This window comes from Bradyrhizobium algeriense (genome assembly GCF_003062295.1).
Lineage (GTDB): Bacteria > Pseudomonadota > Alphaproteobacteria > Rhizobiales > Xanthobacteraceae > Bradyrhizobium > Bradyrhizobium algeriense.
The window spans coordinates 37754-50951 of the sequence record NZ_PYCN01000014.1 but is presented as its reverse complement, the minus strand read 5'-3'; the positions used below and the strand labels follow the sequence as shown (position 1 = coordinate 50951).

General features: G+C 61.8%; 16 protein-coding genes. 6 read left to right on the top strand and 10 right to left on the bottom strand.

Going from position 1 to position 13198, the window contains the following annotated elements:
• The first annotated feature begins 75 nt into the window (after nucleotides 1-75).
• Entirely contained in the window at nucleotides 76-780 is a 705-nt protein-coding gene (locus C7G61_RS24460) for a GrlR family regulatory protein (RefSeq protein ID WP_190241955.1), read from the top strand.
• A 61-nt stretch (nucleotides 781-841) separates the two neighbouring features.
• Here the strand turns inward: C7G61_RS24460 and C7G61_RS24455 are convergent, their stop codons facing one another.
• From C7G61_RS24455 to C7G61_RS24445, 4 genes are all read right to left on the bottom strand, one after another.
• A complete protein-coding gene (locus C7G61_RS24455) occupies nucleotides 842-1216 on the bottom strand; it encodes an avidin/streptavidin family protein (RefSeq protein ID WP_108519237.1) in 375 nt (124 codons plus the stop codon).
• A 96-nt stretch (nucleotides 1217-1312) separates the two neighbouring features.
• Nucleotides 1313-1513 (bottom strand): hypothetical protein, encoded by a 201-nt coding sequence (locus tag C7G61_RS44035; protein WP_145963683.1) that lies wholly within the window; start codon nucleotides 1511-1513, stop codon nucleotides 1313-1315.
• A complete protein-coding gene (locus C7G61_RS24450) occupies nucleotides 1510-2613 on the bottom strand; it encodes a PepSY-associated TM helix domain-containing protein (protein ID WP_244608457.1) in 1104 nt (367 codons plus the stop codon). The genes C7G61_RS44035 and C7G61_RS24450 overlap by 4 nt, the downstream gene beginning before the upstream one ends.
• A gap of 57 nt (nucleotides 2614-2670) precedes the next feature.
• Nucleotides 2671-4950, bottom strand: coding sequence for a TonB-dependent siderophore receptor (locus tag C7G61_RS24445; RefSeq protein WP_244608456.1), 2280 nt, complete (start codon nucleotides 4948-4950; stop codon nucleotides 2671-2673).
• Nucleotides 4951-5478: 528 nt separating this feature from the next.
• Here C7G61_RS24445 and C7G61_RS24440 point away from each other — a divergent pair.
• Entirely contained in the window at nucleotides 5479-6354 is an 876-nt protein-coding gene (locus C7G61_RS24440; RefSeq protein WP_108519234.1) for a S1C family serine protease, read from the top strand.
• A complete protein-coding gene (locus C7G61_RS24435) occupies nucleotides 6351-6728 on the top strand; it encodes a response regulator transcription factor (RefSeq protein ID WP_108519233.1) in 378 nt (125 codons plus the stop codon). The genes C7G61_RS24440 and C7G61_RS24435 overlap by 4 nt, the downstream gene beginning before the upstream one ends.
• Nucleotides 6729-6755: 27 nt before the next feature.
• Here the strand turns inward: C7G61_RS24435 and C7G61_RS24430 are convergent, their stop codons facing one another.
• The 5 genes from C7G61_RS24430 to C7G61_RS24410 form a co-directional block, all read right to left on the bottom strand.
• Nucleotides 6756-6980: a hypothetical protein gene (locus C7G61_RS24430; RefSeq protein ID WP_108519232.1), complete on the bottom strand. Its 225-nt coding sequence runs from the start codon at nucleotides 6978-6980 to the stop codon at nucleotides 6756-6758.
• Between the two features lie 5 nt (nucleotides 6981-6985).
• Nucleotides 6986-7492: a hypothetical protein gene (locus C7G61_RS46150; RefSeq protein ID WP_244608455.1), complete on the bottom strand. Its 507-nt coding sequence runs from the start codon at nucleotides 7490-7492 to the stop codon at nucleotides 6986-6988.
• Nucleotides 7489-7731, bottom strand: coding sequence for a hypothetical protein (locus C7G61_RS46145; protein ID WP_108519231.1), 243 nt, complete (start codon nucleotides 7729-7731; stop codon nucleotides 7489-7491). Before C7G61_RS46145 ends, C7G61_RS46150 begins: the two co-directional genes overlap by 4 nt.
• 15 nt (nucleotides 7732-7746) lie before the next feature.
• A complete protein-coding gene (locus C7G61_RS24415) occupies nucleotides 7747-7929 on the bottom strand; it encodes a hypothetical protein (RefSeq protein WP_108519230.1) in 183 nt (60 codons plus the stop codon).
• A gap of 87 nt (nucleotides 7930-8016) precedes the next feature.
• Nucleotides 8017-8466, bottom strand: a complete 450-nt coding sequence (locus C7G61_RS24410) for a DUF2267 domain-containing protein (protein ID WP_108519229.1) — start codon at nucleotides 8464-8466, stop codon at nucleotides 8017-8019.
• 279 nt (nucleotides 8467-8745) lie between these two features.
• Here C7G61_RS24410 and C7G61_RS24405 point away from each other — a divergent pair, with 279 nt between their 5' ends.
• Nucleotides 8746-10368, top strand: coding sequence for an ABC-F family ATP-binding cassette domain-containing protein (locus C7G61_RS24405; protein ID WP_108519228.1), 1623 nt, complete (start codon nucleotides 8746-8748; stop codon nucleotides 10366-10368).
• Between the two features lie 100 nt (nucleotides 10369-10468).
• Here C7G61_RS24405 and C7G61_RS24400 read toward each other — a convergent pair whose 3' ends face one another.
• A complete protein-coding gene (locus C7G61_RS24400) occupies nucleotides 10469-11443 on the bottom strand; it encodes a glycerophosphodiester phosphodiesterase family protein (protein ID WP_190241953.1) in 975 nt (324 codons plus the stop codon).
• Between the two features lie 159 nt (nucleotides 11444-11602).
• On the opposite strand from C7G61_RS24400, the gene C7G61_RS24395 reads away from it, so the two are divergent.
• Nucleotides 11603-12481, top strand: a complete 879-nt coding sequence (locus tag C7G61_RS24395; RefSeq protein ID WP_108519226.1) for an MBL fold metallo-hydrolase — start codon at nucleotides 11603-11605, stop codon at nucleotides 12479-12481.
• Nucleotides 12482-12517: 36 nt separating this feature from the next.
• Nucleotides 12518-13189 carry a nitroreductase gene (locus tag C7G61_RS24390; RefSeq protein ID WP_108519225.1) on the top strand — a complete coding sequence of 224 codons (672 nt, stop codon included), beginning with the start codon at nucleotides 12518-12520 and terminating at the stop codon, nucleotides 13187-13189.
• Nucleotides 13190-13198 lie beyond the last annotated feature (9 nt).

The following is a 13198-nucleotide window of genomic DNA, read 5'->3' as shown; positions in this document are numbered from 1 at the left end:
AAACGCGGCTGGTTCCGGGCTTCCGGCGGTGCTATGCCGCCCCGCGAGACAATTCCATAGTGCGGGACATCTTCGTTGCTGAACGGGCTCTACAAGGTCGAGTATGGCGTGAACGATGCGTTCGGCCGCAGCATCATGTGCATGCACAATGGCAAGCTGCTGGGCGGCAATTCGGCCTTTGCCCATCTCGGCACCTATCAGGAGAGCGGCGGGGAGATTGTCGGCGAAGTCATCACCCAGCGCCACAATGACGATCCCTACTACAAGCCGCTGATGGACACCGACGTCGCCGCCATCAGCGTGCGGGGCAGACTGCAAGGCAACAAGATTCGTTTTGAAGGCAGCGCCGCGCCGCGGCCCGGCGCCTTGTTCTGGGCCGAGCTGACGCGGCTCGACGACGAGGCGCTGCCACCGGTCGGCGCCGTCGGGCAGGGCGGCATTATCAACGGGCTCTATTCCATCCGGTTTCGCGCGCTCGACGGAGTCAAAGCCGGCTTGTCGGGCGTCATGTTGCTGCTGAACGGCCGCATCCTCGGCGGCGACGCCTTCTTCTATTACCTTGGCGCCTATTCCTCGGCCGACGGCCGCTGGAAGGGCGAGATCCTCAACCAGGAGCACACGCCGGCGAAAGGCGAAAACCCCGTGTTCGGTGGTCATGAGGTCGGCATCGGCTTTACCGGCACCTGCGATGAGGCGGGTGCCGAACTCGAAGCCATTGCACTCGCAGGCAAGCGCAGCCTGCGGCTGGCCGCCACGCTGAAACTGATGCGGCCGGCGTAGCGCATCTTCCAGGCCCAGGGATGGCTGCGAGAGAAGCGGCGCGGATCACGATACGAAAAAGTCATCGTACCACACGCTCGAACGTGTCGGCACTGGTGATGATCGAGCGCCACCAGTTCAGCTTTTCGATTCTGCCGGGCGCGCCTTCCTCCGCCGCCTTGATCGCGGCATCCGCGACCACGAACCACATTGTCTCCATTTTTCCGTCTCGCACGAGTCCGGTATAGGAGACTGCGGCATCGCCCGCAGGCGTCTTGCCGCCCGCGACGAAGCTGATGCAATCGCCCTGGTGAATGCCGACGACCGGGATTTCCTGCCCGTAGAAGCCGCTGTCCCTGAGCGCCGTCTTGAACGTGCCGGCAATCCGGTGGTTGGCATCATCGGTAATATCGACGGTTGAACCGTATTGATTGCGCCACTTGCCTTTCCAGTTCATTGGGAACTCCCTCAGGGCTTGTTGCGGCTAACGGTTGCACGCCCGGATATGTTCCCGATGAAAAAGGGATGGAAGCTGACGCCGTGCGCGCAGATTTCAGGCGCGCTTGCGCCGCGCGAAAAACCACGCGGCAATGGCGACGGGCGCGCCAACGGCGATCCAGGAAAAATACCGGCCGGCGCCTTCGGAGAGCAGCGCCGTCAATAGCCCCGCAATCGAGAGCACGCCGAGCAGGAGCGGGCCACCATACACGGTCCACCAATTGCCGCTGGATCGTGATTTGCGTGCAGCAGTCATTCGGACGGCTGCAACAAAGGCTGCCCCGCGATGGCGTGGCTGCGGTGCTTGCGGCGTTTGACGATCCACAAATAGAGCCCGCTGCCGATCACGACGATCGTCATGATATCGAGCAGTGCCCAGATGATCTTCAGCGGCATGCCGCCATAGTCCCCAAAGTGCAGCGGTTGCGACACCAATAGCGCCTTGAGATAGACGGGAAGATCGCGCGCATCGGACACTTCTCCGGTTTCGCCATCCAGCAGCACCGGCTTGAGCAGCCGCGACGTCAGCGGTGTGTCGCCGCGCATGAAGACCGCGAAATGATGCGAGCTCGTGAACGGCGTGCCTGGAAAGGCGACGAACGAGACATTCATGTCAGGCGCGGCTTTGCGTGCTTTCTCGAGCGTTGCATCAAGCGAAGCGAGACGTACCGGCGGCGGCTTGCCAGCATAGGGCTTGACCATGTCAGCGAGTTCGTTGGCTTTCCACTGGCTCAGCATCACCTCGGCGAGCGTATTGATGACGCCGGTGGCGCCGACCACCAGCGCCCAGGCGATGGTTATGGCGCCCAAGAGATTGTGCCAGTCGAACCAGGCAATACGGCGCGACTTGTCCCTTAGCGTGCCAAAGCTCAGGCGGCGCGTGAACGGCCAGTACAGCACGACGCCGGAGATGATCGCGACCAGGAACAGGAATCCCATCGCGCCGAGGAACAGCTTGCCGGGTTGGCCCGCAAACATATCGACGTGAAGCTTCAGGAATATCAGCATCGGGCCGCCGCCGACCGAGCCGAGCGGCTTGGCGGTGTGGGCGTCGTACGCCCGCAGCGTCGCCGCATCCGGATCGCCGTCGACCTTGTTGTTGGTGAAGGCGATCACCGTGTTCGGTTCGTCCTTGTCCCACAGGATATACTGCAGGACGCGGCCGGGATCGTTCGCAAGCGCCGTGCGGGCGATCTCGTCGATGCTTCGTTTCACGGCGCCCGGCTGGGCGATCTCGGGCTTCGGATCGTAGCCGAGCAGTTCATCGATCTCGTGATGGAAAATCAGCGGCAGCCCGGTGACGCACAACAGCAGCAGGAACAGCGTCGATATCAGGCTGCTCCAGGTATGGACCACCGACCAGATGCGAACGGTTCTGGCTTTCAGTGTTGCCTCCTGTTGATTACGCCGGCGCTACCATTTGTAGGCGAGGCTCGCCGTCACCCTGCGGCGATCACCATAGAAGCAGGACGTAGTGGACGCGCAACTGGCGACGTAAGTCTTGTCAGCGATATTGATGACGTTCAATGCGGCACGCCAGTTTTGCCATTCGTAATGGATCGTCGCGTCACCGAGCACAACCGAAGGAACGATCAGCGTGTTCGCGATATCGGCAAAGGACTTTCCGACATAGCGCACGCCGCCCCCAACGCCAAAGCCCCTCAACGGCCCCTCCTGGAAGGTGTAGTCCGCCCAGACGGAGCCCACCTGCTGCGGCGTATTGGTCGGCGTCAGGCCAATCAGCGCGGGATTCGCATCCTTGCTGGTAAACAGATCGTAGGTAGTGAACGCACCAACCATCTTCAGGCCAGGCGCGACATTGGCCACGGCCTCCATCTCGAGACCGCGCGAGGTAACCTCGCCGGTCTGGTTCTGCAGAACCAGCGTGGCGCTCGGGACTGTTGTCGGCACGTTTTGCCGCTTCAGGTCAAACACGGCAATGCCGAAATGGCCGTTGAAGCCGCTAGGCTGAAACTTCAATCCGATCTCGGCCTGCTCGCCGGTTTCCGGGAGGAACAACTGGTTGGAAGCGTTGAGGCCGATGATCGGGTTATAGCTGGTGGCATAAGCGACATAGGGCGCGAGGCCGTTGGCAAAATTGTAGATCAGGCCTGCACGCCCACTGAACTTGCTGTCCTCGCGGTTGAACAGCGTGGCGCCGGTTGGCCGTTCGGCCTGGCTCGTCGACACCCAATCGTTGCGGCCGCTCAACACCAGCGTGAAGCCGCCGAACTTGATCTGGTCCTGAATATAGGCACCAAGCTGATTCTGGGTCAGGAGGAAGTTGCGGAACGGTGCCACCGAGAACGGAATGTCGCCCACACCGTAAACGGGATTTAGAGCGTTGATCGATGGCACGGTGCCGAATTGAAAGATTTGATAGTCGTCGATTCGATAACTTTTCAAGTCGAGGCCGAACAGCATCGTGTGCTGCACCGGGCCGGTATCGAAACGATATTCCAACTGGTTGTCCAGATTGCCCTGGTTGGCGGTGTTTTTCGCGTACCAATTGTAGCGGTCGATGTCACCGGCGGCGAGGTTGGTATAGCCGTTGCCGATATAGCCGCGATAGGTGAGGTCGACGTGGGCGTAGCGGGCATTCTGCCGGAATGTGACGCTGTCGGAGACGTTACGCTCGAACTGATAGCCGATCATCTCCTGTTCGCGCTTGAACGTATCGACGCCGGGGTCGCCGACGAACAATTTTGTCGGGATGCGGCCAAACGGTGCATCGACCACCGTGCCCACATACGGCAGGAAATTGATGCCGCGGGTGTCCTGCTTCGACGCCGACGCCAGTACAGTAAACGTCGTATCAGCATCCGGCTTGTAGGTTACTGATGGCGCGATGAAGTAGTTGTTGTCGGGCGTGAAATCGACCTGGGTGCCGCCATTCTGAACTTGTCCGACCACGCGGTAGAACAGCTTTCCGTTCTCGGGCGAGGTCGCGACCGGACCGCCAAAATCAAACGATAGATAGGCATTGCCGAAATTGTTGACGCCGGTCTCCAGATAGCGGATCGGCTCCGCCGGAGGCATCTTGCTCACCGCGTTGACGATGCCGCTTGGGCTGGAGCCGCCATACAGCACGGCGGAGGGGCCGCGCAAAACCTCGACGCGCTCCATATTGAACGGCTGCAGTTTCCAGCTCGCATAGGAGGTGTAGAACAGCTGCAGCCCGTCGAGGAACAGACCAATGTCGTCGGACTTGAAGCCGCGGATCAGGAACCAGTCGTTGCGCGTGTCGGCGCCGAACGTTCCGGCAACGACGCCCGGCGAGTAGCGCAGGATCTCGTCGAACTTGCCGGGTTTCTGGTCGCGAATCTGTTCGCTGCCGATGACCGAGATCGCTTGGGGCGTCTCCATGATCGGCGTATTGGTCTTGGTGCCCGCCATCGAGCGGCCGGCGACGTAACCCTGGACCGCGCCACGCGGGTTCTCGACGACGGTGGCCGCCGGTGCCTCGCGTTTCGGTTGGGGCCTTCGGGAAGCGGCCGCGCTTTGCGCCGCCGGGCGCCGGCTGCGCTGCGTCGTCGTGGCCGCGGTGCGCTTCTCAGGCGAGGTGACAACGACTGACGGGAGAGATTGCGACGCGGTGCCCGAACTCGACTGCGCGAATGTCGCCTGCGGCCACAACACCAATACGGACGCGGTCGCCGACGCGGCGACCCCCAAAAAATCACGAGACTTCAAAGCGTCACCCCAAACCTGCGAGCACTTGTCGCGCTTTCAGCAAAACTTGGCAGCGCAACCCCAGTGCGACGCATAACGCGAGGGAAGTTGATTCCTCTAATGGAAAGGTTCTTAGAGTCACTCTTAGAAAGTTTCCAGGAATGCGTACGATGGATTGTTCTCTACGGTATCGACGCGCGGTGCTTGTGAACTTGGTCCCTTTGATGCGGAAATGTCGGTTCCTCCATGGCGGGCAAAATTCGTTTTAAAAAATGCTGCGGGATTTTGGAACGAGCGTTCTGCTCGGGCATTGATAATTTGAGTTGATAGCTGAGGAAGGAACACCAACCAAAGGCGTCAGCTCAAAGTGCCCCGTCGGTAATTGCGATTGACCGGCGGGGTCTTTATTTGGCCGACGCCGTTTTGACGCACGGCCCCCAGAGGCCACACGGCAATAGGCAATAATCGGTTCCCGCCTCCCCATCAGGCTAGTTCCCGAACGCGATCAGAACTCCCAGATTGGATTCAACCGATCCAGGAGTTCATGCCATGCCCGACCCGACCGCAGCCATCCTTCCCGCATTATCGGCCGCCCTTGCCGATATCGTTGCCCGGACAAAATCCGCGATCGTCTCGGTGCACTCGCACCGCTCGCGAGCCTCCGGCTTCATCTGGAAACCCGGTTTGATCGTGACGGCCGACGAGGCGTTGGCCGACGAAGGCGAAGTCTCGGTCAAGCTTGCCGACGGAACGGTGGGGCCGGCCAGCATCGCGGGGCGCGATCACACCACCGACATCGCGCTGCTGCGGTTCGATACCGGGAATGCTGCCCCGGTCGCGCTTTCACCCGTCGTTCCGGACCTCGGCGCGCTGTCGGTCGTTGTCGCCGCCGAGCAAGGTGCTCCCACAGCGGCGCTGGGCACGGTATCGCTGGTCGGCAGAAGCTGGCGCAGCCTTCGCGGTGGCGAGATCGACGCCAGGATTGAGCTCGACGTGCGGCTGCGCCCCAGCCACGAAGGGGGCCTCGCGCTCACTGCCTCCGGCGAAGCGATTGGCATGACTGTCCAGGGGGTGCGACGTGTTCTTGTCATTCCGAGCGCGACGATCGGCCGGATCGCCGGAAGGCTTGAAACCCATGGCCGGATCGCGCGGGGCTATCTCGGGGTTGGACTGCAGCCCCTCAAGCTCGACGATGGCATCGGCGCGATGGTGATGAGTGTCGACAAGTCGGGCCCTTCGGCAACCGCCGGCATCCGGCAAGGCGATATTATCGTCGGCTGGAACGGCGAGATGCTCTCCGGTGTGCGTTCGTTGTTAAGAGCGCTCGGGCCGGACAGCGTCGGCTCGGTCGTTGACGTCGAGATTCGGCGCGGCGGCGAACCGGTGCGGGTCAAGCTCACGATCGGCGAAAGGGCGGACGCGTGAGCGAGGAGGCTTCACAAGTTGTCGTGGTCGCCATCGAGATTTCCGATCCCGCGCTGGCGGACCAGCTTGCGTCGCTGCTCGGCGGCGTTGCCGGTATTCGCCTTGCGACGCCGGGGGAGGCAGCCGCGGTCGCGCTCGTGTCACGCGAGGCGCACACCGCGCGTGAGCCGGCTGACATCGAACTTACGCCGCGCGAACGCGACGTGCTGGTGCTGATGGCCGAAGGCGCATCGAACAAGGCTATTGCGAGACAACTTGGAATATCCGTTCACACCGCCAAATTCCACGTCGGATCACTGCTCGACAAGCTCGACGCCACCGGCCGAACCGACGCCGTGGCGCACGCGGCGCGAATCGGAGTGATCAACTTGTAACGCCGCGCCCGCCAACCGCATCTCGCCCTATCCGCGGCCCTTGTTGGCAGCGTGATCCTTCAACTGTTCGGTTTGGGTCCACTTGCTGTCCTGGCCCCGATCACGCGAATGCTCGGTCTTGTCGCGGTTTGAGAGCACCATGTTTTCGCCGATCAGCTTATCCTGTGCGTCGGTCATGGCGCCGGTACCTGCGCCTTTACCCTTCGCTCCAGGCCCGAGATGCTTGCCGTCTCCGTGTGCTCCACGTGTCATGTTTTTTATCCCTGTGGTTTTTGGGGCTTGTGGCCCGACTGCCCCGGATGATTGTGCTTGTTGTGCTGGCTTTCCTGATTGAGGCCGGCGCGGCTCACCGGAAATTCCGATTGGCGTCCACCGCGTTTGGCGATTTTTGCGGGACCGTCGTGCTGCGTGCGTATAGTCTCCTCCTCGATCTGTCTCGCATCGGGAACATCAGGCTTGCTTTCAAGGATGCGCAGTTGTTGCTCGTGCGTCTTCCTTCCCTGCAGCGCCATTTTCCGCGGGCCGCTGTCCCGATCGTTTTGCGGCGGTCCGCGGCGTCGGTCGCGAACTTCTGCCTTATTGATGCCGCCCTGTGGATTGGTATCGTTCTCGATATCGCCCTCGAAGGTATTGGCGCCTTCGAACTCCTCCAACTCGTCCGGCGAGACTCCCGCCATCGTCACGCCCTTCGACCCGCCGATCAGCGGGTTGCGAGCGAGGTCTACGTTGGTCGGCCTGTTCAGTTTCACATGCTTGGTGCTCATGACGCGCTCTTCGAAGCTGGATGGCTGCCACCGCCGTGCCGGCGTTGACCGCCTTTTCGATCCGGATGATGGGTATGATGAGTGTCGTGTTCACCGCCGCCGCCGGACACTTTGCTGTGCCGGCGCTGTGGATCATCGGCCGGCGGTTTGTTGATGTGAAGTGGCTCCCTGGCGTTCTCATGGGAAGCGCCCGGGCCGCCCTGGCGAATGCTCGCCGGCGTCTTTGTTGAAGTCGACATGGCCTCGCTCCCTGACTAGCGATCCTGCTGATAGCCCTGATGCGTGGTGTTCTGCGCGGTATTACCGGGCTGTCCCTGCTCTCGGGGATTTTCGATGTGGCCGCGGCTTTTCTTGACCTGATGCGCAGTGCCGGTTTTGGGATCACCGGTACCCTTGTGGCTTTGATTGTCCGGCGGCACGGGCGGAGGCTTGGTCATGGCTGTCTCCGTTGTTGCTTTTGGGAAACAACGCGCGGTGAACGCGAGGGTTCTTCTCGATTTGCGGAACCGCGATCACATGCCGCATCAGGCAGCCGAGGAAACCTGATTATCGGCGGGCCACAACTTCTGGACCTCTTCGGGAAGTGCGTGTCGGACCTTCTCGACCTGATGAGGATCGACATGATGATTCAGAACCCGAAACACGGCGCGCACCGCATCGTCGGCGCCAACGGGTTTCACGGAACTCAGTTCAGCCGAAACGATGGAGAGAAATTCGTCTGCCGATCGCCATGCTTTCGGCGTTTCACTCGGCCGCCATTGGTCATAGTAGGTGCCGCGCACCAACAGCGGGAGCTGCGCGCCAAGATGTGCGGCGAGATTGACCGGAACCCGGTCGCGAATGGTTCGCAGCACTGCGCCCAGTACATGCCATGCCAGCTTCCGATCGCGCGGTAACGCTGCCATCATTTCGTCCAACCAGGTGTTGGTGATCTGCAGGGTTCTGTCGAACACTTCGAGGCCTGTTGCACTCATGGAACTGATCCGTCGTTCAATTGGACATGACGGAATAACGAGGCTTGCACGGATCGGTTCGCAACGCTTGCAGGTTTTGCCGCGGCCGTATGACTTCGATCAACAAGTGCACAGATAGCATTGCGGCCGTGCGTGCAGGGGGAAGGTGGTTGCCGGCATCCTGATCAACGCCTAAGGGTTGCGTGATTACTTTCAGGAGGGTGGCTCGCAACCGCTTCCACCAGCCCTCCAGATGTCCTAAGCAGCGGCCGAAACGATTTCCTTCCCTTTCAGGCCCCAATGATCCGTCTCGATAACGTCAGCAAGCAAGTCGGCCACCAGATCCTCTTCATCGAAGCCTCCGCGGCCCTCCAGAAGGGCGAAAAGATCGGCCTGGTCGGTCCGAACGGAGCGGGCAAGACCACGCTTTTCCGGATGATTTCCGGCCAGGAGCTACCCGACGAGGGCCAGGTCTCCCTCGATCGCGGCATTACCATCGGCTATTTCAGCCAGGACGTCGGTGAGATGTCGGGCCGTAGCGCCGTGGCCGAGGTCATGGACGGGGCGGGGCCCGTGAGCGTCGTGGCGGGCGAGTTGAGGGAGCTCGAGGCTGCGATGGCCGATCCTGATCGCGCGGATGAGATGGACGAGATCATCGCGCGTTATGGCGAGGTGCAGCACCGCTTCGAGGAGCTCGACGGCTATGCCCTCGATGGCCGGGCGCGTGAGGCGCTGTCGGGTCTCGGCTTCAGCCAGGAGATGATGGAAGGCGACGTCGGCGCGCTGTCGGGCGGCTGGAAGATGCGGGTGGCGCTGGCGCGTATTCTGCTGATGCGCCCCGACGTGATGCTGCTGGACGAGCCGAGCAACCATCTCGACCTGGAAAGCCTGATCTGGCTGGAACAGTTTTTGAAGGGATACGAGGGTGCACTATTGATGACCTCGCATGACCGCGAGTTCATCAACCGCATCATCAACAAGGTGGTCGAGATCGACGGCGGCACGCTTTCGACCTATTCCGGCAATTACGAATTCTACGAGCAGCAGCGTGCGCTGAACGAAAAGCAGCAGCAAGCCCAGTTCGAGCGCCAGCAGGCGATGCTGGCCAAGGAGATCAAGTTCATCGAACGCTTCAAGGCGCGCGCCTCGCATGCGGCGCAGGTGCAGAGCCGGGTGAAAAAGCTCGACAAGATCGAGCGCGTCGAGCCGCCGAAGCGCCGCCAGACGGTGGCGTTCGAATTCCTGCCGGCGCCGCGCTCGGGCGAGGATGTCGTCAGCCTGAAGAACGTCCACAAGGGCTATGGCAGCCGCACCATCTATCAGGGGCTCGATTTCATGATCCGCCGCAAGGAGCGGTGGTGTGTGATGGGCGTCAACGGCGCGGGCAAATCGACGCTGTTGAAGCTGGTGGCAGGCTCGACCGAGCCCGACGACGGCACGGTGGCGGTCGGTGGCAGCGTCAAGATGGGCTACTTCGCCCAGCATGCCATGGATCTGCTCGACGGCGAGCGTACGGTGTTTCAGTCGCTGGAAGATTCCTTCCCGCAGGCGGGCCAGGGCTCGCTCCGCGCGCTTGCAGGCTGCTTCGGCTTTTCCGGCGACGATGTCGAGAAGAGGTGCCGCGTGCTTTCAGGCGGCGAGAAGGCGCGGCTGGTGATGGCAAAAATGCTCTATGACCCGCCGAATTTCCTGGTGCTGGACGAGCCGACCAACCATCTGGACCTCGCGACCAAGGAAATGCTGATCAACGCGCTCTCGGAGTTCGAGGGCACCATGCTGTTCGTCTCCCACGACCGGCATTTCCTGGCCGCGCTCTCCAATCGCTTGCTGGAGCTGACGCCGGAGGGCATTCATCAGTTTGGCGGCGGCTACACCGAATATGTCGCACGCACCGGACAGGAAGCGCCGGGATTGCGGAGCTGAAGCCGTAGCCCGGATGGAGCGAAGCGCAATCCGGGGTTCTCTCCATAGGCTGAACTGTTCCCGGATTGCGCTTCGCTCCATCCGGGCTACGAACTACGAACTATTTGCGCGTGAGCGGCGCGATCGCCTCGATCTCGTTGGTCCAGATGCCGCCGGAATAGTTTTGCGGCAGCCGCGCAAACTGTTCAGGCGAATCTATTCCGGTCGAGAACTCGCCGCCGCGGTAGGGGCCGAGCACGAAGACCTCGCTGTTGACGAATTTCATGCGGTTGAGGAAACGGTCGGGCCAGCCCCATAGCCAAGGCGCCGCATTGACCGGAACCAGTAGCATCGCGTTGTGGCAGGCTCCCGGCACGATGCCGCTCCAGCCGTAGCCGATGTAGCCGAGCAGGCAGCGCTTGATCGCGCCACGCGAGATCGTCCTGATATCGCTCGTGCGCTGGCGCACAATCTCGACCGGCTCGTCACCGCCATAGACCATGATCTGCGCCCGGCGTTCGGCGGGCAGCTTGTTCAGCACGGCTGCGAGCTTCTCTCCCTCGGACGGGTCGCGGCTCTTTACATTGATCAATAGCCGCGCTTGCGGGAACGTCGCCAGCACCTCGTCGAGCGTCGGCATCAGGCCGATGCCCTTGCCGCGAAACGGAAAGGTCTTGCCGCCATCGGCGGTATAGCCATGGCCAATGTCTAGCTTCTTCAAATAGGCCATGGAGTGTTCGCGGGTGACGCCGCTTCCGTCGGTGCGGCAATCCAGCGTCCAGTCGTGAAACACTGCGAACTCGCCGTCGGTGGTCGGATGAACGTCGAGCTCGACGACATCGGCGCCAGCCGCAAAGCCGGCTCGCATCGAACTTATCGTATTCTCCAGATACTCGTGACGAGACGGCAGCATGCGCGCCGCGGTGCAAGTGTCGTTCTTCAGCTCGCGTTCGTCAAAGCGCTGGGCAATGCCGCGATGCGCGAGCAGGACGGGTTTGCCCTCCCGATGGGCGGCGAGGTGATTGGTGTTGTTGATGTAGATGGCTGCGGCGAAGACAACGATCGCCGCCGCGGAATATTTGAGTTTCTTGTTCAAGCTTGCCCCCGCGTAGAGGACGCATTCGCTAGGCAGCATTTCTGTTCGATTTGCGGCGGAGGACAGGGAAAGCCGAAACGCATGGCGCTACAACTTGCGCGCGGCTTGTCGGTGTGGAACTCGCCCGTTACGCTGCCGCATAACGGGGAGCGAGACGGGATGAAACAGCTCAGCATCGGCGATATCACCATCGACGCTGTCATTGAGCGCGAGGGGCCGTGGCGTCGGCCGCAGGATTTCTTTCCGGCTTATGACGATGCCGTCTTCAAGCATCACCTCGCCGGCATGGAGCCCGAGGTGTTCGACGCAGGCCTGGGGCTGATGGTGATCACCTACCAGACGTTTGTGGTCCGCACGCCGCGCCACATCATTCTGGTCGACACCTGCACCGGCGAGGACAAGGGCCATCCGCCGCCGTTCGATTTTCCCGGCAAGGAGCGCTGGCGCAACGAGCTGTTTGCGCTCGGCATATCCTACGAGCAGGTCGACTACGTGTTCTGCACCCATCTGCACATCGATCATACCGGCGGCTGGAATACCACGCTGCGCGACGGGCGCTGGGTACCGACGTTTCCCAATGCGAAGTACATATTCCACAAGCGGGAATATGCCGCGTGGGAGGCGGAGAACGCCAAGGGAGCCAAGTCGCCCGGCACGGTCTTTCGCGACAATTGCCTGCCGATCGTCGAGGCCGGGCAGGCGGTCCTGGTTGACGACGATTACGCGCTCGACGATACCGTTACACTGACGCCGACGCCTGGGCATTCGCCCTGTCACTGCTGCGTCAACATCCTCTCGAAGGGCAAGCGCGCGGTGGTGGCCGGCGACCTCATGCATCACGTCATCCAGTGCCGCGAGCCGGAATGGTCGGCAAAGCCGGATTGGGACCCGAGGCAGTCCGCGATCTCGCGGCGGAAATTCTTTGCGTCCGTCGCCGGTACCGACACGCTGATCTTGCCCGTCCATTTCCCCGCGCCCACCGCCGGGCTGATTACGGCGGATGGCGACCGCTTCGATTATCGTTTCAAAAGGGATTGACCAATGGGAATGCAACGGACCGACGGAATGCAACGGATGGATTTCGAGACGCTGGTTCAGACCCGCAAGAGCGTCCGCGGGTTCACCAGGGAGCCGGTTGCCCGCACGGTTATCGAGGACATCATCGAGGTCGCCAAGCGCGCGCCGTCGTCGATGAACACCCAGCCCTGGCATATCCACGTCCTGACCGGCGAGCCGCTGGAGGAGGTGCGCCGTCGCAACATGGAGGAGATGATCGCGGGTGCCAGCCCCAAGCGCGACATTATCAGTCACGGCGAATATCAGGGCGTTCACCGCGGCCGGCAAGTCGATATCGCGAAAAAGCTGTTCGCCGTGATGGGGATCGCGCGCGACGACAAGCCGATGCGGCAGGTGCTGCGCGGCTTCCGGCAGTTCGACGCGCCGGTCTCGCTGGTCCTGACCTATGACAAGGTTCTCGATCCCGGCGCGGTGTGCCACTTCGACCTTGGCGCGCTCTGCTACGGCATCGTGCTTGCTGCCTGGGACCGCGGGCTCGGCAGCGTCATCAACGGGCAGGGCATCATGCGCTCGGATATCGTGCGCGAGGTCGCCAATATCCCCGAGGACGAGGTCATCATGACCTGCGTCGCCATGGGCTATCCCGATGACAGCTTTCCCGCCAATGCGGTGCGGTCGGATCGCGAGGCAAACGGCGATTTCGTGCGTTATGTTGGCTTCGCGGACTGAGAGGTTTTG